Raw genomic sequence first — 14,265 nt, 5'->3', positions numbered from 1 at the left:
ATGGGTGCGATTCGCGCCGCACACCGTGGCGGACGCAGACAGCTCAACGGCCCTCACGAATGGACCTGAAGGGAGACATTACGCCCTCGCTGTGCGAGTTCGTCGAGAAATTCGAGAAAATCCGCGTCGAGCCGCGCCCGATCGTGGGGCTCGCTCAGCATCGACACGAGGTATTCGTACGAGTAACGGGCCGAGCTGCCATCCAGCAGGCCGGGAAACACGTCGGGCGCAAGTCCTGCATCGAGCGCAGGCAACAGCATTCGCATCAGTTGATTGAACGATGCCAGATTCACGACCGAGCCGGGCGTGGATTCGCGAAGTGTCGCCATGAACGGCGCCAGGTCCATCGTGCCGCCACGCCACTCTTCTCGCAGATACACATGCCTGAACTCATGTGCCGGCCTGCGTGCCCATGGTTGCGGGGTCGCGGCATCCTCCCACCGGGCCGCCGCATGACCGCATTCGTGAAACAGGACGTCCGCAAAGTGATGCCCCGCGACGTTCGCCACGTGCGCGCCTTGCGCCATGAAGATGTCCTGCACGAGATGCCGCGCAACGAGAATGACCGGCACATCGTAGTGCGACTTGATCGTGGCCTGTGCCGACGAACCCATTGCCATGCCCAGCAGCGTGCCATCGACCGGGGCGCCATTCCGCGACTCGAAATCGACAATCGCCGCCATTTCCGTGAGGCGTCGAAATGTCGCCTCCAACGACGTCCGGTGCTGCATGAGCTTGTCGCGGTGCAAGGCCACGAGGAGACGCGCGTTCCCGTCGGCATACCTGTCGTCAGGCACGAAATTGCGATAAAGACGAATCAGCCGGGCATCCGGATCGTGCAGCACATGAAGCATCGCGCCGAGTTGTTGCGTCAATACTTCGCCAGCCTCGGAGAACAATCGGGTGAGTCCCGCGTCATGCCGGACCCACTTCAGGTTCAATGTGCTGCCGTTCGCCGACATCGGCCCATTCGCCCAGCCCGGACCGATGGTGCGGCTCACGACGGTGTCGATTGCCTTTTTCGTGATCATGATCTGGTCGGCCAGCCGGAAAAGAACGTCGGCATCGCTGCCCGGCATGACGCGATGCGCAACCACCGGGCCCACCGCAGGGATATCGGTCGACGGCATCGCAAATGTGTAGCTTGCATCGCCGACGAACGTCATCGCATGGACGCTGCCATCGTTCGAGAGATACTGCCCGTAGGGCGAACTGAACAGTAAGGTCACCGGCGGCTCGCCCGGGTTCGGCGTGATGTCGATCGGCATGACGACGACACCTTTGACATCGCCTCTGAAATTGACCGGCACACACGCCGGGTACGGAAACGCGCCGAGGTCTTCGCAGCTTTGCCTGAGCGTGCGACCAGAATGACATGCGGCGCGCCATTCGGTCGTCGCCTTCAGGTGGCCCGCATCGTAGTGGAACGCCCGGTCGCAAACGATCGGGACACCCCCCGGCAGCCCCATGCGCGACGCTGTCGCACTTGCCACTGCGGTGGTGACGACAGCGGGCATCGCTTGCGGGGCATAGTCGACCGTCTCGCGAAAGGTGAAGGTCGGATCGAATTGCCAACACCGGACGTTGCGTGAGAGGGCCGGTGCCATCACGTCAGACCAGCGCCCGGGAAGCGCCGGGACTTTCGACACCGATTGGCGTGCGGCGCCACACTCGCCACGCTCGCCGCGCCCGGCACGCGCTTGACCGACGCCGGACGGATGGAGGAACTCAGGGGTGAGTATTTCGCGTCGCAGCGTTTCCACGATCGTCGGGCTGCGGGTCGGCGAGCGTCGACGGGCGCCAGCGAAATCGTCGGAGAATCCCGATGCGCCGATAGAATCGACCGCATCCCGGCATTCGACGATCCTGGCTCGCGCTCCGTCGGGCGCACCGAACGCGGTGAGCGTGGCGAGAGAATTGTCGCGGGTCGTCGAGCGTTGCGACGCCCCCTGGAAATCGGGCATCCGCTGCGCGACAGGCTGCGCTTTCGTAGCCTCGTCCCCTGCGTTGGCGACACCCTGGTAAATCGCTATGCGTTCGCGCAGGTCCGTGGTGGACCCGAAACCCTGCTGTACCCCCAGCCACTGCATTCCGCCCCATCCCTTTGTCTGTCTGAAACGCACGACGTCCTGACAGGCCGATGCCTTGGCTCACATCGGTCCCGTCGACACGAAAAGCTTACCGGCAGGCAAACGGCACCACATGTAAAAATCGATCAACGACGCGAGAGGATGGCTTCGGGAATGCGCAGACCTTGCGCAGAAAAGACAACGGGCCGCCGGAGTGATCTCCGGCGGCCCGTTGTGCATTGCGGGACCGCTGATTTGTGTGAACCGCGGTGGTGATGCCAGTGACGCCGGTTATGCCGCCGATGCGGCCTGCTGGCGACGATACGACCACACCAGCATGATCACGCCTGCGATGATCATCGGCAGCGAGAGCCACTGGCCCATCGACAGACCGAACGACAGCAGGCCGAGGAAGGCATCCGGCTCGCGCGTGAATTCGGCGAGGAAGCGGAACAGACCATATCCGACGAGGAACATGCCCGAGACTGCGCCGACCGGACGCGCCCGACGCGCAAAGCACCACAGCAACACGAACAGGGCCACGCCTTCGAGCGCAAATTCGAACAACTGCGACGGGTAGCGCGGCAAGCCGTGGAACTGCGCGAACACCATCGCCATCGCGTTGTCTGCCATCGCCTGCGGATGCGCCAGCGCCCACTGGGCGTCTTCACCTGCCGCCTGCGGGAACAGCATCGCAAAGCGCGAATCGGGCGACGTCACCCGCCCCCACAACTCGCCGTTGATGAAGTTGCCCAGACGCCCTGCCGCCAGCCCCAGCGGGATCATCGGTGCAATCAGGTCGGTGCCTTCGAGCAGCGAATGCCCGCGACGGCGCGTGAACAGCCACATCGCGACGAGCACACCGAGGAAGCCGCCGTGGAACGACATGCCGCCTTCCCACACCTTGAAGATGTCCAGCGGATTCGCCAGATAGAACGACAGCTTGTAGAAGATCACATAGCCCAGACGTCCGCCGAGAATCACGCCGAGCACGCCGTAGAACAGCATGTCGTCGAGATCCTGGGCCTTCCAGCCTTGCGCCGCAATGGACGGCTGGCGCACGCGCAGGCGTCCCACCAGCAGGAAAAGAATGAAGCCGACCAGATACATCAGGCCGTACCAGCGGATAGCGAGCGGGCCGAGGTGAATCGCGACCGGGTCGAATTGAGGATGAATCAGCATGGATCAGAAGAATCGATTCGTGAACAAAAGTTCCGCCAGGGAGGAAGGGAATGCCCTTCTTCAAGCTGTCGCCGCCGTCGGTCGTGGCCGCAGGCCTTGGCGATCCGGCACGCGCCCGCAGGACTGCCGCAGGCAACGGCGCAGGCAACAGGATGGGCAGCACAATACCACGAGCACACGACGTCGCGACATGCCTGCGGGCCGTCTCCACGATTGCAATATGGATCAGGGGTCGTCGACGGCTCAGGTCTCGAGCGTCGCGCCCGGGGGCGTGTGCGCGACCCCGCGCGCGGTCTCCAGAAAGCCTTCGAGCACCGGTGTCACTTCGGCGGTGCGCCACAGCAGGCCGGTTTCGATGAGCGCGCTCGTCTCGCGCAGCGCGCGGTAGGTGACACCGGTGCGTCGCAGATGACACAGCGACTGCGGCACCAGCGCCACCCCCATGCCCGCCGACACGAGACTCACGATGGTCTGCATTTGAATCGCCTCCTGCCCCACGCGTGGCGTGAGGCCGAGCGCCGCATAGCATCCCATGATGATGTCGTAGAACGCCGGCGCCACGCGGCGCGGGAAGATGACGAGCGGTTCGTCGGCGAAATCGGCCAGACTCACCGGCGCCCCGGGGCCGCTGTGCGAGGTGTCGGTATCGGCACCGCCCTGCGCGCTGCCGCGCCCGGCGGGCAGCGCCAGCATCAACGGCTCGCGAATGATCGGCAAGTACGACAGCTCGTTGGCGTAGCGCGCGGGAACCGGCGGAATGAAAAGGCCCGCGTCGATGCGTCCGTCCATGAGCGCCTCGACCTGCACGTCGCTCGTCGCTTCGAGCAGTTGCAGGCGCACGCGCGGATACCGCTCGCCGAACTGCCGCAACAGCGGCGGCAGAATGCCGTAGTCCGCCGTCGAGACGAACCCCAGCGACAGTGTCCCGACCTCGCCGTGCGCCAGCCCTTGCGCAAGCGCGGGCAGCGCATCGGCGTCGGCCAGAATCCGCCGGACTTCGGGCAGCAGTTGCCGCCCCACGGCGGTCAGCTCAACCGAACGGTTAGTCCGCACGAACAATGGCGCGCCGAGCGACGCCTCCAGCGCCCGGATCTGCTGCGAGAGCGGCGGCTGGGTCATCGAGAGGCGTTGCGCGGCGCGCCCGAAATGGCGCTCTTCGGCCACGGCAACGAAGTATCGGAACTGACGCAGGTCCATGATATGTTTTTCGACTCAATCCGAGTCAAATAATATATTTGACAAGCATCCAAGGAAAGACGAATCTTGACGTCCGGCCGGATCGACCCGCCGTCCCGCCGTCCTGAAAGGGCGACGGTTCGACGAATGGCGCTGGAAAGCGCCGGACGGCCCCGGTTTTCCGTTGACCCCACAAGCACAAAGCGTTTCAGAGACGACCATGCCTCATTACCGTTCCCGCACCTCCACCCACGGCCGCAACATGGCCGGCGCCCGCGCCCTGTGGCGTGCCACCGGCATGACCGACGACGACTTCGGCAAGCCGATCATCGCCGTGGTGAACTCGTTCACGCAGTTCGTTCCGGGTCACGTGCACCTGCGCGATCTGGGCGCCATCGTGGCCAAGGAGATCGAAGCGGCGGGCGGCGTAGCCAAGGAATTCAACACCATCGCCGTGGACGACGGTATCGCCATGGGTCACGGCGGCATGCTGTACTCGCTGCCGTCGCGCGAACTGATCGCCGACTCGGTCGAATACATGGTCAACGCGCACTGCGCCGACGCCATGGTCTGCATCTCCAACTGCGACAAGATCACCCCGGGCATGCTCATGGCCGCCATGCGCCTGAACATTCCGGTCGTGTTCGTCTCGGGCGGCCCGATGGAAGCCGGCAAGGTCAAGAACGGCGACGGACAGGTCATCGCCAAGATCGACCTGATCGACGCCATGATCAAGGCCGCCGATCCGAAGATCAGCGACGCCGAAGTGGCCGAAGTCGAGCGCAGCGCCTGCCCGACGTGCGGTTCCTGCTCGGGCATGTTCACCGCCAACTCGATGAACTGCCTGACCGAAGCCATCGGCCTCGCGCTGCCGGGCAACGGCACGATCGTCGCCACGCATGGCTGGCGTCGCGGCCTGTTCGAGCAGGCTGGCCGTCTCGTGGTCGACCTGTGCCGTCGCTACTATCAGGAAGACGACGCTTCGGTCCTGCCGCGCAACATCGCCACCAAGGCTGCCTTCGAAAACGCCATGGCGCTCGACGTCGCCATGGGCGGCTCGACCAACACCGTGCTGCACTTGCTCGCCGCCGCGCAGGAAGCCGGCGTCGACTTCAAGATGGCCGACATCGACCGCATCTCGCGCAACGTGCCGTGCCTGTGCAAGGCCGCACCGGCAACCGACAAGTACCACATCGAAGACGTGCACCGCGCCGGCGGCATCATCGGCATTCTGGGCGAACTCGCTCGCGGCGGCCTGCTCGACACGTCGTGCGGCAACGTTCACAGCGGCACCCTCGGCAACGCCATCGCGCAGTGGGACGTCACGAACGCTGCCAACGACAAGGCGCAAACGTTCTACAGCGCCGCCCCCGGCGGTGTGCCCACGACCATCGCCTTCAGCCAGTCGTCGACGTACCCGTCGCTCGATCTGAATCGCGAAACCGGTTGCATCCGCGACAAGGAACACGCGTACACGAAGGACGGCGGTCTGGCCGTGCTCTACGGCAACCTTGCCGAGAAGGGCTGTATCGTGAAGACGGCTGGCGTGGACGAAGCGCAATGGGTCTTCACCGGCCGTGCGCGCGTGTTCGAAAGCCAGGACGACGCCGTCGAAGGCATTCTGGGCGACAAGGTCCAGCCGGGCGACGTGGTCGTGATCCGCTACGAAGGGCCGAAGGGCGGTCCGGGCATGCAGGAAATGCTGTACCCGACGTCGTACCTGAAGTCGAAGGGTCTGGGCAAGACCTGCGCCCTGTTCACGGACGGCCGCTTCTCGGGCGGTTCGTCGGGCCTCGTGATCGGTCACGCGTCGCCGGAAGCGGCCGAAGGCGGCACCATCGGTCTGGTGGAAGACGGCGACGTGATCGAGATCGACATCACGCAGCGCAAGATGCATCTGGCCGTCCCGGACGAGGAACTCGCCCGCCGCCGCGCCGCCATGGAAGCCCGTGGCGACGACGCATGGCAGCCGATCGGCCGCGAACGCGTGGTCTCGCAGGCCCTGCAAGCCTACGCCGCGCTGGCCACCTCGGCCGACCGTGGCGCCGTGCGCGATCTGTCCCAACTGAAGCTGGGCAAGCGCGGATAATTCCACCGATACCGTCAGTTCGGTCATCGGTCGGATCGGGAGGGGCACGCACCTGTGCTCCTCCCGTGCAACAAGACAGCAATGGCATGAAGCGGTACGCCGGAAGATCGGCCGTACCGTCGGCAGGACAGCGTGATACAACAACGCCTATGTGCGACGCTGCGACAGCCCGTGGCGTGGCGCATCCCCACAGGAGAGAGACGTCATGGCATTCAACCGTCGTTCGCGCAACGTCACGCAAGGCGTGGCCCGCTCGCCCAACCGCTCGATGTACTACGCGCTGGGCTACAAGGAAGAAGACTTCGACAATCCGATGATCGGCGTGGCCAACGGCCATTCGACGATCACCCCGTGCAACGCGGGGTTGCAGCGTCTGACCGACGCCGCAGTGGACGCCATCAAGACCCACCAGGCCAACCCGCAGACCTTCGGCACCCCGACCATCTCCGACGGCATGTCGATGGGCACGGAAGGCATGAAGTACTCGCTCGTCTCGCGTGAAGTCATCGCCGACTGTATCGAGACGGCCGTGCAGGGCCAATGGATGGACGGCGTGGTCGTCATCGGCGGCTGCGACAAGAACATGCCGGGCGGCATGATTGCGCTGGCACGCATCAACGTGCCGGGCATCTATGTCTACGGCGGCACGATCAAGCCGGGCAACTGGAAGGGCAAGGATCTCACCATCGTCTCCTCGTTCGAGGCCGTGGGCGAATTCACCGCCGGGCGCATGACCGAAGCCGACTTCAAGGGCATCGAGAAGAACGCCTGCCCGTCGACCGGCTCGTGCGGCGGCATGTACACGGCCAACACGATGAGTTCGTCGTTCGAGGCGCTGGGCATGTCCCTGCTCTACTCGTCGACGATGGCCAACCCCGATCAGGAGAAAGTCGACTCGGCCGCCGAATCGGCCCGCGTGCTGATCGAAGCCGTCAAGCAGGACCTCAAGCCGCGTGACATCATCACGCGCAAGTCCATCGAGAATGCCGTGGCGCTGATCATGGCCACAGGCGGTTCGACCAACGCCGTGCTGCACTATCTCGCCATCGCGCATGCGGCCGACGTCGAGTGGAGCATCGAGGACTTCGAACGCATTCGTGCGCGCGTGCCGGTCATCTGCGACCTGAAGCCGTCGGGCAAGTACGTCGCGACCGACCTGCACAAGGCCGGCGGCATTCCGCAAGTGCTCAAGATTCTGCTCGACGCGGGCCTGCTGCATGGCGACTGCATGACCATCACCGGCCGCACCATCGCCGAAGAGCTGAAGGAGGTGCCGTCGGTGCCGCGCGCCGATCAGCACGTGATCTTCCCCATCGACCGTGCGCTCTACAAGGAAGGCCACCTCGCCATTCTCAAGGGCAATCTGGCGGAAGACGGCGCCGTCGCCAAGATCACCGGGCTCAAGAATCCCGTCATCACCGGCCCGGCGCGCGTGTTCGACGACGAGCAGAGCGCGATGGAAGCGATTCTCAGCGACAAGATTCAGGCGGGCGACATTCTGGTGCTGCGCTACCTGGGACCGAAGGGAGGGCCTGGCATGCCGGAAATGCTCGCACCGACGTCCGCGATCATCGGCAAGGGGCTCGGCGAGTCAGTCGGCTTCATCACGGACGGCCGCTTCTCGGGCGGCACCTGGGGCATGGTCGTCGGGCACGTGGCGCCGGAGGCGTTCGTGGGTGGCACCATCGCGCTGGTGCACGAAGGCGACTCGATTACCATCGATGCCCACAAGCTGCTGTTGCAACTGAATGTGGCCGACGATGAACTCGCGCGCCGTCGTGCCGCGTGGAAGGCGCCCGCACCGCGCTACACCCGCGGTGTTCTGGCCAAGTACGCCGCACTCGCCCAACCGGCCAACAAGGGCGGTGCCACGGGCTGACGACTGGCCCACATGACGGATCCCCGTCAGGCGACCTCCCGGCCGCCCGGCGGCGGACTACGGCGCGCTTCGCTCACCCGGCGAACGCGCCGTTTTTTCATGCGCCGCCATGCGTCTTCATGACACGCCGAAGCGCGGGTTCGCCGCCGTATAATGGCGCGTCGATGCGCCTGCCCGGCACCATCAGGCCGTTACCCTGTCGCCCCATCCTTCGGGGACGACTGCGGACGCGCCCCTCCGGCAGCCTCGCATCGCGAATCCATCAAAGGTCATGGGTCGGGGAGTACCAAATGAAGGGATTGACCGGCGTTTGTGCCGGCGCGATGTTGAGTGTCTGGCTGACGCTCGCCACTGGCGCGGCCTTCGCGCAAGGCGACACGACGTCCGCCCCCGTGTCCGACGTGCCCGATGCACGTGCGATGGAGACGCTTGCCCGCGCCCGCAACTGCATGACGTGCCACGCGGCCGACAGAACGCTGCTCGCACCGTCATACCGCGACATCGCGAAACGCTACGCCGGACAGCCGGGCGCAGCCGAGGCGCTCGCACGCTCGATTTCCGACGGTAGTCAGGGGAAGTGGGGAAAGATTCCGATGCCGGCGAGCCTGCAACTCGCCCCGGGTGAGGCCAATCGGCTCGCGCAGTGGATTCTTGGAATGGCGCGCCCGTCACGCTCCTAGACCGGACGGCAGGAACCCCAACGGGCGACAGCGCCAGACGTTGGCCTCATACGCCAGGGCGAAGCAAGTCCCCGCCTGCGAAACTGCACATCACCCTTGCGAGCGCACCTGCTTCGCGACCTCTTCGATCACCGCCTGACGGATGCGATCCGGCAGTTGCGCCTGCAAGGCGTCGGCGACCTGCTTGCCGATCAGTTGCACGAGCCACGACGTCTGATCGATCAACGCGTCGTGGCAGCGACGCTCCACCATCGTCGTGATCTCGTCGGCCAGTTGCAGCGTGAGCCGGGCGCTCACGCGCTCGGCAAAGACCGCCACATCGGCCGGCACGCCTTTTTCCGTCGCTTGTACCACCGCTTCGGCAGGCGCATCGGCCGTGTCCAGCTGCGGCGCCCCTTCGCCCGGCGCGAGCACTTCGGTCAGCGTGGGAATGCCGGGATCGTTGCGCTCGGGCTCGTTCGTCACGGTCAACCTCGTTGGTCGTAGTTGTTCAGGGTGTAGCCCCGGTCACGGTAGAAACGATAACGCTCGCGAGCCCCGGACAAGTCTTCCGGGGTGTCGCCGATGATCTCCACAACACGCTCGAACCGGGCGAAGTGCGTGGGCACGCTGCCCGCCAGATTCAGCAGGACCTGATGGTGCTGGGCCTCCTCGTCGGGCGCAGCCAGCACGACCGGCGTCTTTGCGGCGAGCGGATCGCGGGTAAAGCAGTGCGGCACGAATTCCAGCGGCGAAAACGTCCACAGCGCCTGATCGAACGCGCGCAGCACGTCGGGTTCGCCAACGACCACGAGCGTCTGCCCGGCCCCGTAGACCTTGCGCGCGAACCGGCACGCGTATTCGAGCCGGTTCGCCACATGCGTGTGAAAGTCGACGCGGGTCACCGGGCTTCGCGATCGATCAGGAACTGCGTGAGCAACGGCACCGGACGGCCCGTCGCCCCCTTGGCCGCGCCACTCTTCCACGCGGTACCGGCGATATCCAGGTGCGCCCACTCGTACTTCTCGGTGAAGCGCGCCAGGAAGCAAGCCGCCGTCACGCTACCGGCCGGACGCCCGCCGATGTTCGCCACGTCGGCGAAATTCGACTTGAGCTGCTCCTGATACTCGTCTTCGACCGGCAGACGCCAGGCGGTGTCGCCCGTCGTACGGCCGGCGGCCAGCAGTTCGTCGGCGAGGGCGTCGCTCTTCGAGAACAACCCCGAATTCACGTGGCCCAGTGCGATGATGCACGCGCCCGTGAGCGTGGCGACGTCGATCACCGCTGCCGGCTTGAAGCGCTCGGCGTAGGTCAGGGCATCGCACAGGATCAGACGGCCTTCGGCGTCGGTATTGAGTACCTCGATGGTCTGACCGGACATGCTGGTCACGACATCGCCCGGCTTGGTCGCCTGACCGCTCGGCATGTTCTCCGTGGCCGGCACGATGGCGACGACGTTGAGCTTGAGGCCCATCTCGGCGACCGCGCGGATCGTGCCGAGCACCGAGCCCGCGCCGCACATGTCGTACTTCATCTCGTCCATGCCCTCGCCCGGCTTGAGCGAGATGCCGCCCGTGTCGAAGGTCACGCCCTTGCCCACGAGCACGATCGGGGCTTGCTTGGCGCTGCCCCCTTCATACTTGAGGACGATGAACTGCGGCGGCTCGACCGAGCCACGGGCGACCGACAGGAACGACCCCATCTTGAGCGCCTCGATCTGCTTCGGCCCGAGGATTTCCGACTTGAGCTTGAATTCGCGGGCGAGCTTGCGGGCGGTGTCGGCCAGATACGTCGGCGTGCACACGTTGCCCGGCAGGTTGCCGAGATCCTTGGTGAGCGTCATGCCGTTGGCGATGGCTTCGCCGTGCTTGGCGGCCAGCTTGGCGGCCTTCAGATCGTCCGGAGCGACCGAGAAGACGACCTTGCGCAGCGCCGTGTTGGCGGGCTCGGCCTTGCTCTTCATCTGGGTGAAGCGGTAGGTGGCATCGCGCAGCGCGATCACCGAGGCGCGCACGGCCCAGGCGGTGTCCTGCGTGAGCACCTTGGCTTGCGGCAGGGTCCAGAGTGCGTCCGTGGCGCGCGAGGCGAGCACGGCGCGAACGGCGGCGCGGGTGGCTTCGTTGAAGTGCTTCTGCGAGAGCTGGTCTTCACGGCCCAGACCGACGAACAGCACACGTGCCGGGCTCCAGCCGGCGACTTCGTGCAGCATGAGCGTGCTGCCGAGCTTGCCGTCGAGTTCGCCACGCTTGACCATTCGGGCGAGCAGGCCCTTGCTCGCGGCGTCGAGCGCCTTGGCGAGTCCTGCGAGCGGCTGCTGCTCGAACACGCCAACCACCAGACATTCGGTCTTTGCGTTGGCGAGACCGGCTTGGCCCGCCTTGGTCGAATCGAAGGCTTTTGTGCTAAAGTCCATCGCGCTTTCCTCGGGTAAAATTCGTACGAGCCGCAATTATCCGCTTTTTTCCGCGCTCGCCCAACCGCGAGAGCACCCCAACCGTCATCACATGATTTTTCAGCGTTCCCTGCAGCGCGAGCTGAACTACACCGCCGGGGCCGTCTTCATGGTGCTGATCACCGTCATGCTCACCACCATGATGATCCGCATCCTGGGCTTCGCCGCGTCGGGGAAAGCCGATCCGCGCGATGTGCTCGTGCTCATCGGCCTGGCCGTGATCGGCTACCTCGCCGTCATTCTGATCGTGACGTTGTTCGTCTCGATCCTGTTCGTCCTCACCCGTTGGTACCGCGACTCGGAAATGGTCGTGTGGTTCGCCTCGGGCCTGTCGATCACCGACTTCGTCAAACCGGTACTGCGCTTTGCCGCGCCCTATCTGGCTGTCGTGACGTTCTGCGCACTGGTGGCGTGGCCGTGGGCGAACCAGCAGATCTCGCTGCTCGAAGCGCGTTTCGCCCAGCGGGACGACGTTTCGATGATCTCGCCGGGCCAGTTCCGCGAGAGCGCCGCGAGCCATCGCGTGTTCTTCGTCGAGACGGTCTCCCCCGACGCCACGAAGGTCCACAACGTCTTCGTCTCCGGCACGGAAAACGGCAAGGTCAACGTCGTCGTCTCGAAAGACGGTCACATCGAGACGGCCAAGGACGGCAACCGCTACATCGTGCTGGAAAAAGGCCGCCGCTACGACGGCGTACCAGGACAGCCCGACTACCGCGTGATGGAGTTCGAGCGCTACGGCGTGAAGATCGACAATCCGACGGCGGCCGATCCGGACAATACGCCGACCAAGGGCGTGCCGACGGCCCGCCTGTTCCGTGAAATCCAGAACCCCATCTTCCGTGGCGAAATCGTCTGGCGCATCGGCCTGCCGTTGCTGGCACTCTCGCTGGTCCTGCTCGCGGTACCGCTCGCCTATCAGAACCCGCGTCACGGTCGAACCGTCAACCTGGTCATGGCCGTGCTGATTTATCTGGCGTACACCAACCTGTTGAGCCTGTCGCAGGCATGGGTGGCGCAGGAGCGCCTGCCGCTGGCCGTGGGCGTGTGGCTGCTGCACGCGCTGGCACTGGCCATCATCGTGCTGCTTTACCTGCGCCGCGTGCGCTTCCGTGGCCTGTTCGGTCGTCGCCGCAATCATGGCGCCGGCGCGGCGCGTGCCTCGGGAGGTGCCCGATGATGCGCGTCTACGAGAAGTACTTTGCCCGTCAGATCTATCTGGCGTTCCTGTTCGTGCTGCTGGCGTTCGTCGGCCTGTTCGTCTTCTTCGATCTGGTCAGCGAACTCGGTGACGTCGGCCGGGGCGGCTACCGCTTCCAGCATGCGCTGGCTTACGTGCTGCTGTTCGCCCCGCAGCGCATGTACGAAATCATTCCGGTCGCCTCGCTGATCGCCGCCATCTACGTCTGCGCGCAGCTGGCCGGTAATTCGGAATTCACGATCTTCCGCGTGTCGGGATTGTCGACGGGGCAGGCGCTGCGCTCGCTGCTCAAGATCGGGTTCCCGGTGGTACTCGTGACCTTCGTCATCGGCGAGTACATCGCGCCGAGCGCCGAACAACTGGCACAGAAGATCCGCCTCGAAGCCCTCGGGAGTTCGGTCTCGGCGGGCTTCCGTTCGGGTGTCTGGGTGAAAGACACCATCGATCAGGACGGTCAGCGCGTGACCCGCTTCATCAACGTCGGCACGCTCAATCCGGACAACACCATCGCCAACGTGCGCATCTACGAGTTCGACGACAAGTTGCGGCTCGACAGCGTACGGCTGGCCAAGCTCGGCCAGTTCGATGCCCCGAATTACTGGAAACTGACGGACGTATCCGAGACGGTCTTCACCGCGACGACCGACGCCACGACCAGCACCGACCCGCTACGCGCCCTCGTGCAGAGCAAGCAGGTGCACATCGACACGGTGCAGATGCGCTCGGAACTCACGCCGCAGATCCTGTCGGTGCTGATGGTCTCGCCCGACAACATGGCGATCGGCAGTCTGTACCGCTACATCGGCCACCTGAAGGAAAACCAGCAGAACACCGACCGCTACAACCTCGCGCTATGGCAGAAGCTGCTGTACCCGTTCGCGGTCTTCGTGATGATGGCGCTGGCGCTGCCGTTCGCCTATCTGCATGCGCGCGCCGGGGCCATCGGCCTGAAGGTGTTCGGCGGCATCATGCTCGGCATGAGCTTCCAGTTGCTCAACAACCTGTTCTCGCATCTCGGTTTGCTCAATACCTGGCCGGCGTGGTTCACAGCGGCCTTGCCATCGCTGCTCTATCTGGTGCTCGCCATCGGGGCGTTGCGCTGGGTCGACAAGCATTGAGGTGACGACGATGCACGGCAAGCCCGGTGTCGTTCTCTTCGCCCACGGTTCGCGCGATCCGCGTTGGGCCGAGCCGTTCGAGCGCCTGCGCGACCAGTTGGTCGCGCAGCGCCCCGACGCCAACGTCAGCCTCGCGTTTCTCGAACTGATGACGCCCAGTCTGGCCGATGCCGTCGACGCACTCGTCGCGCAAGGCAGCGTCGACATTACCGTCGTGCCCGTCTTTCTCGGTCAGGGCGGCCACGTCCGGCGCGATCTGCCGGTGCTCGTCGACGCCTGCCGCACCGCACACCCGGGCGTCACGCTGCGCGTGAGCGCTGCCATCGGCGAAGACGCCGCCGTGATTCAAGCGCTCGCCAATTACTGCGCGGGCGAACTGGATCGTCGCTGAGCGCAGACCGCTCCGCCTTTCGCGCCACATCCGCCCGCTCCGCACCACC

General features: G+C 65.1%; 12 protein-coding genes. 6 read left to right on the top strand and 6 right to left on the bottom strand.

All coding sequences use genetic code 11. The annotated features are described in order from the left end of the window. Positions 1-53: 53 nt before the first annotated feature. From A9762_RS03770 to A9762_RS03760, 3 genes are all read right to left on the bottom strand, one after another. Positions 54-2,090: a hypothetical protein gene (locus tag A9762_RS03770; protein ID WP_069340707.1), complete on the bottom strand. Its 2,037-nt coding sequence runs from the start codon at positions 2,088-2,090 to the stop codon at positions 54-56. Between the two features lie 270 nt (positions 2,091-2,360). Continuing rightward, positions 2,361-3,251 carry a prolipoprotein diacylglyceryl transferase gene (gene lgt, locus A9762_RS03765; RefSeq protein WP_069340706.1) on the bottom strand — a complete coding sequence of 297 codons (891 nt, stop codon included), beginning with the start codon at positions 3,249-3,251 and terminating at the stop codon, positions 2,361-2,363. Between the two features lie 243 nt (positions 3,252-3,494). Continuing rightward, positions 3,495-4,448, bottom strand: coding sequence for a LysR family transcriptional regulator (locus tag A9762_RS03760; RefSeq protein WP_069340705.1), 954 nt, complete (start codon positions 4,446-4,448; stop codon positions 3,495-3,497). A 199-nt stretch (positions 4,449-4,647) separates the two neighbouring features. Here A9762_RS03760 and ilvD (A9762_RS03755) point away from each other — a divergent pair, with 199 nt between their 5' ends. The 3 genes from ilvD (A9762_RS03755) to A9762_RS03745 all read left to right on the top strand — a co-directional run bounded on the left by ilvD (A9762_RS03755) (position 4,648) and on the right by A9762_RS03745 (position 9,075). Beyond that, positions 4,648-6,516, top strand: a complete 1,869-nt coding sequence (ilvD, locus tag A9762_RS03755; RefSeq protein WP_069340704.1) for a dihydroxy-acid dehydratase — start codon at positions 4,648-4,650, stop codon at positions 6,514-6,516. Positions 6,517-6,721: 205 nt separating this feature from the next. Next, complete coding sequence (gene ilvD / locus A9762_RS03750) at positions 6,722-8,395, top strand: dihydroxy-acid dehydratase (protein ID WP_069340703.1); 1,674 nt, start codon at positions 6,722-6,724, stop codon at positions 8,393-8,395. 290 nt (positions 8,396-8,685) lie between these two features. Next, the gene (locus tag A9762_RS03745) at positions 8,686-9,075 is read left to right on the top strand and encodes a c-type cytochrome (protein ID WP_240493432.1); all 390 of its coding nucleotides are present in this window, start codon (positions 8,686-8,688) and stop codon (positions 9,073-9,075) included. Between the two features lie 90 nt (positions 9,076-9,165). On the opposite strand, the gene A9762_RS03740 is transcribed toward A9762_RS03745, so the two are convergent. From A9762_RS03740 to A9762_RS03730, 3 genes are read right to left on the bottom strand one after another with little or no spacing between them, the layout of a single operon-like run. Continuing rightward, a complete protein-coding gene (locus A9762_RS03740) occupies positions 9,166-9,540 on the bottom strand; it encodes a DUF2486 family protein (RefSeq protein WP_069340702.1) in 375 nt (124 codons plus the stop codon). A 2-nt stretch (positions 9,541-9,542) separates the two neighbouring features. Continuing rightward, positions 9,543-9,959: a DNA polymerase III subunit chi gene (locus A9762_RS03735; RefSeq protein ID WP_069340701.1), complete on the bottom strand. Its 417-nt coding sequence runs from the start codon at positions 9,957-9,959 to the stop codon at positions 9,543-9,545. Next, positions 9,956-11,467 carry a leucyl aminopeptidase gene (locus A9762_RS03730; protein WP_069340700.1) on the bottom strand — a complete coding sequence of 504 codons (1,512 nt, stop codon included), beginning with the start codon at positions 11,465-11,467 and terminating at the stop codon, positions 9,956-9,958. Before A9762_RS03730 ends, A9762_RS03735 begins: the two co-directional genes overlap by 4 nt. 91 nt (positions 11,468-11,558) lie before the next feature. On the opposite strand from A9762_RS03730, the gene lptF reads away from it, so the two are divergent. Genes lptF through A9762_RS03715 form a run of 3 tightly spaced genes read left to right on the top strand, consistent with a single transcriptional unit; the run spans position 11,559 to position 14,216 of the window. Then, positions 11,559-12,686 (top strand): LPS export ABC transporter permease LptF, encoded by a 1,128-nt coding sequence (lptF, locus tag A9762_RS03725; RefSeq protein ID WP_069340699.1) that lies wholly within the window; start codon positions 11,559-11,561, stop codon positions 12,684-12,686. Then, positions 12,686-13,825 carry an LPS export ABC transporter permease LptG gene (lptG, locus tag A9762_RS03720; RefSeq protein ID WP_069340750.1) on the top strand — a complete coding sequence of 380 codons (1,140 nt, stop codon included), beginning with the start codon at positions 12,686-12,688 and terminating at the stop codon, positions 13,823-13,825. Before lptF ends, lptG begins: the two co-directional genes overlap by 1 nt. 10 nt (positions 13,826-13,835) lie before the next feature. Next, positions 13,836-14,216, top strand: coding sequence for a sirohydrochlorin chelatase (locus A9762_RS03715; protein WP_069340749.1), 381 nt, complete (start codon positions 13,836-13,838; stop codon positions 14,214-14,216). The last annotated feature ends 49 nt before the right edge of the window (positions 14,217-14,265 follow it).

The sequence above is a fragment of the Pandoraea sp. ISTKB genome, from assembly GCF_001721285.1.
Taxonomy (GTDB): Bacteria; Pseudomonadota; Gammaproteobacteria; order Burkholderiales; family Burkholderiaceae; genus Pandoraea; species Pandoraea capi.
The sequence above is the reverse complement of the archived record's forward strand: the minus strand, read 5'-3'. Positions and strand labels throughout refer to the sequence as shown.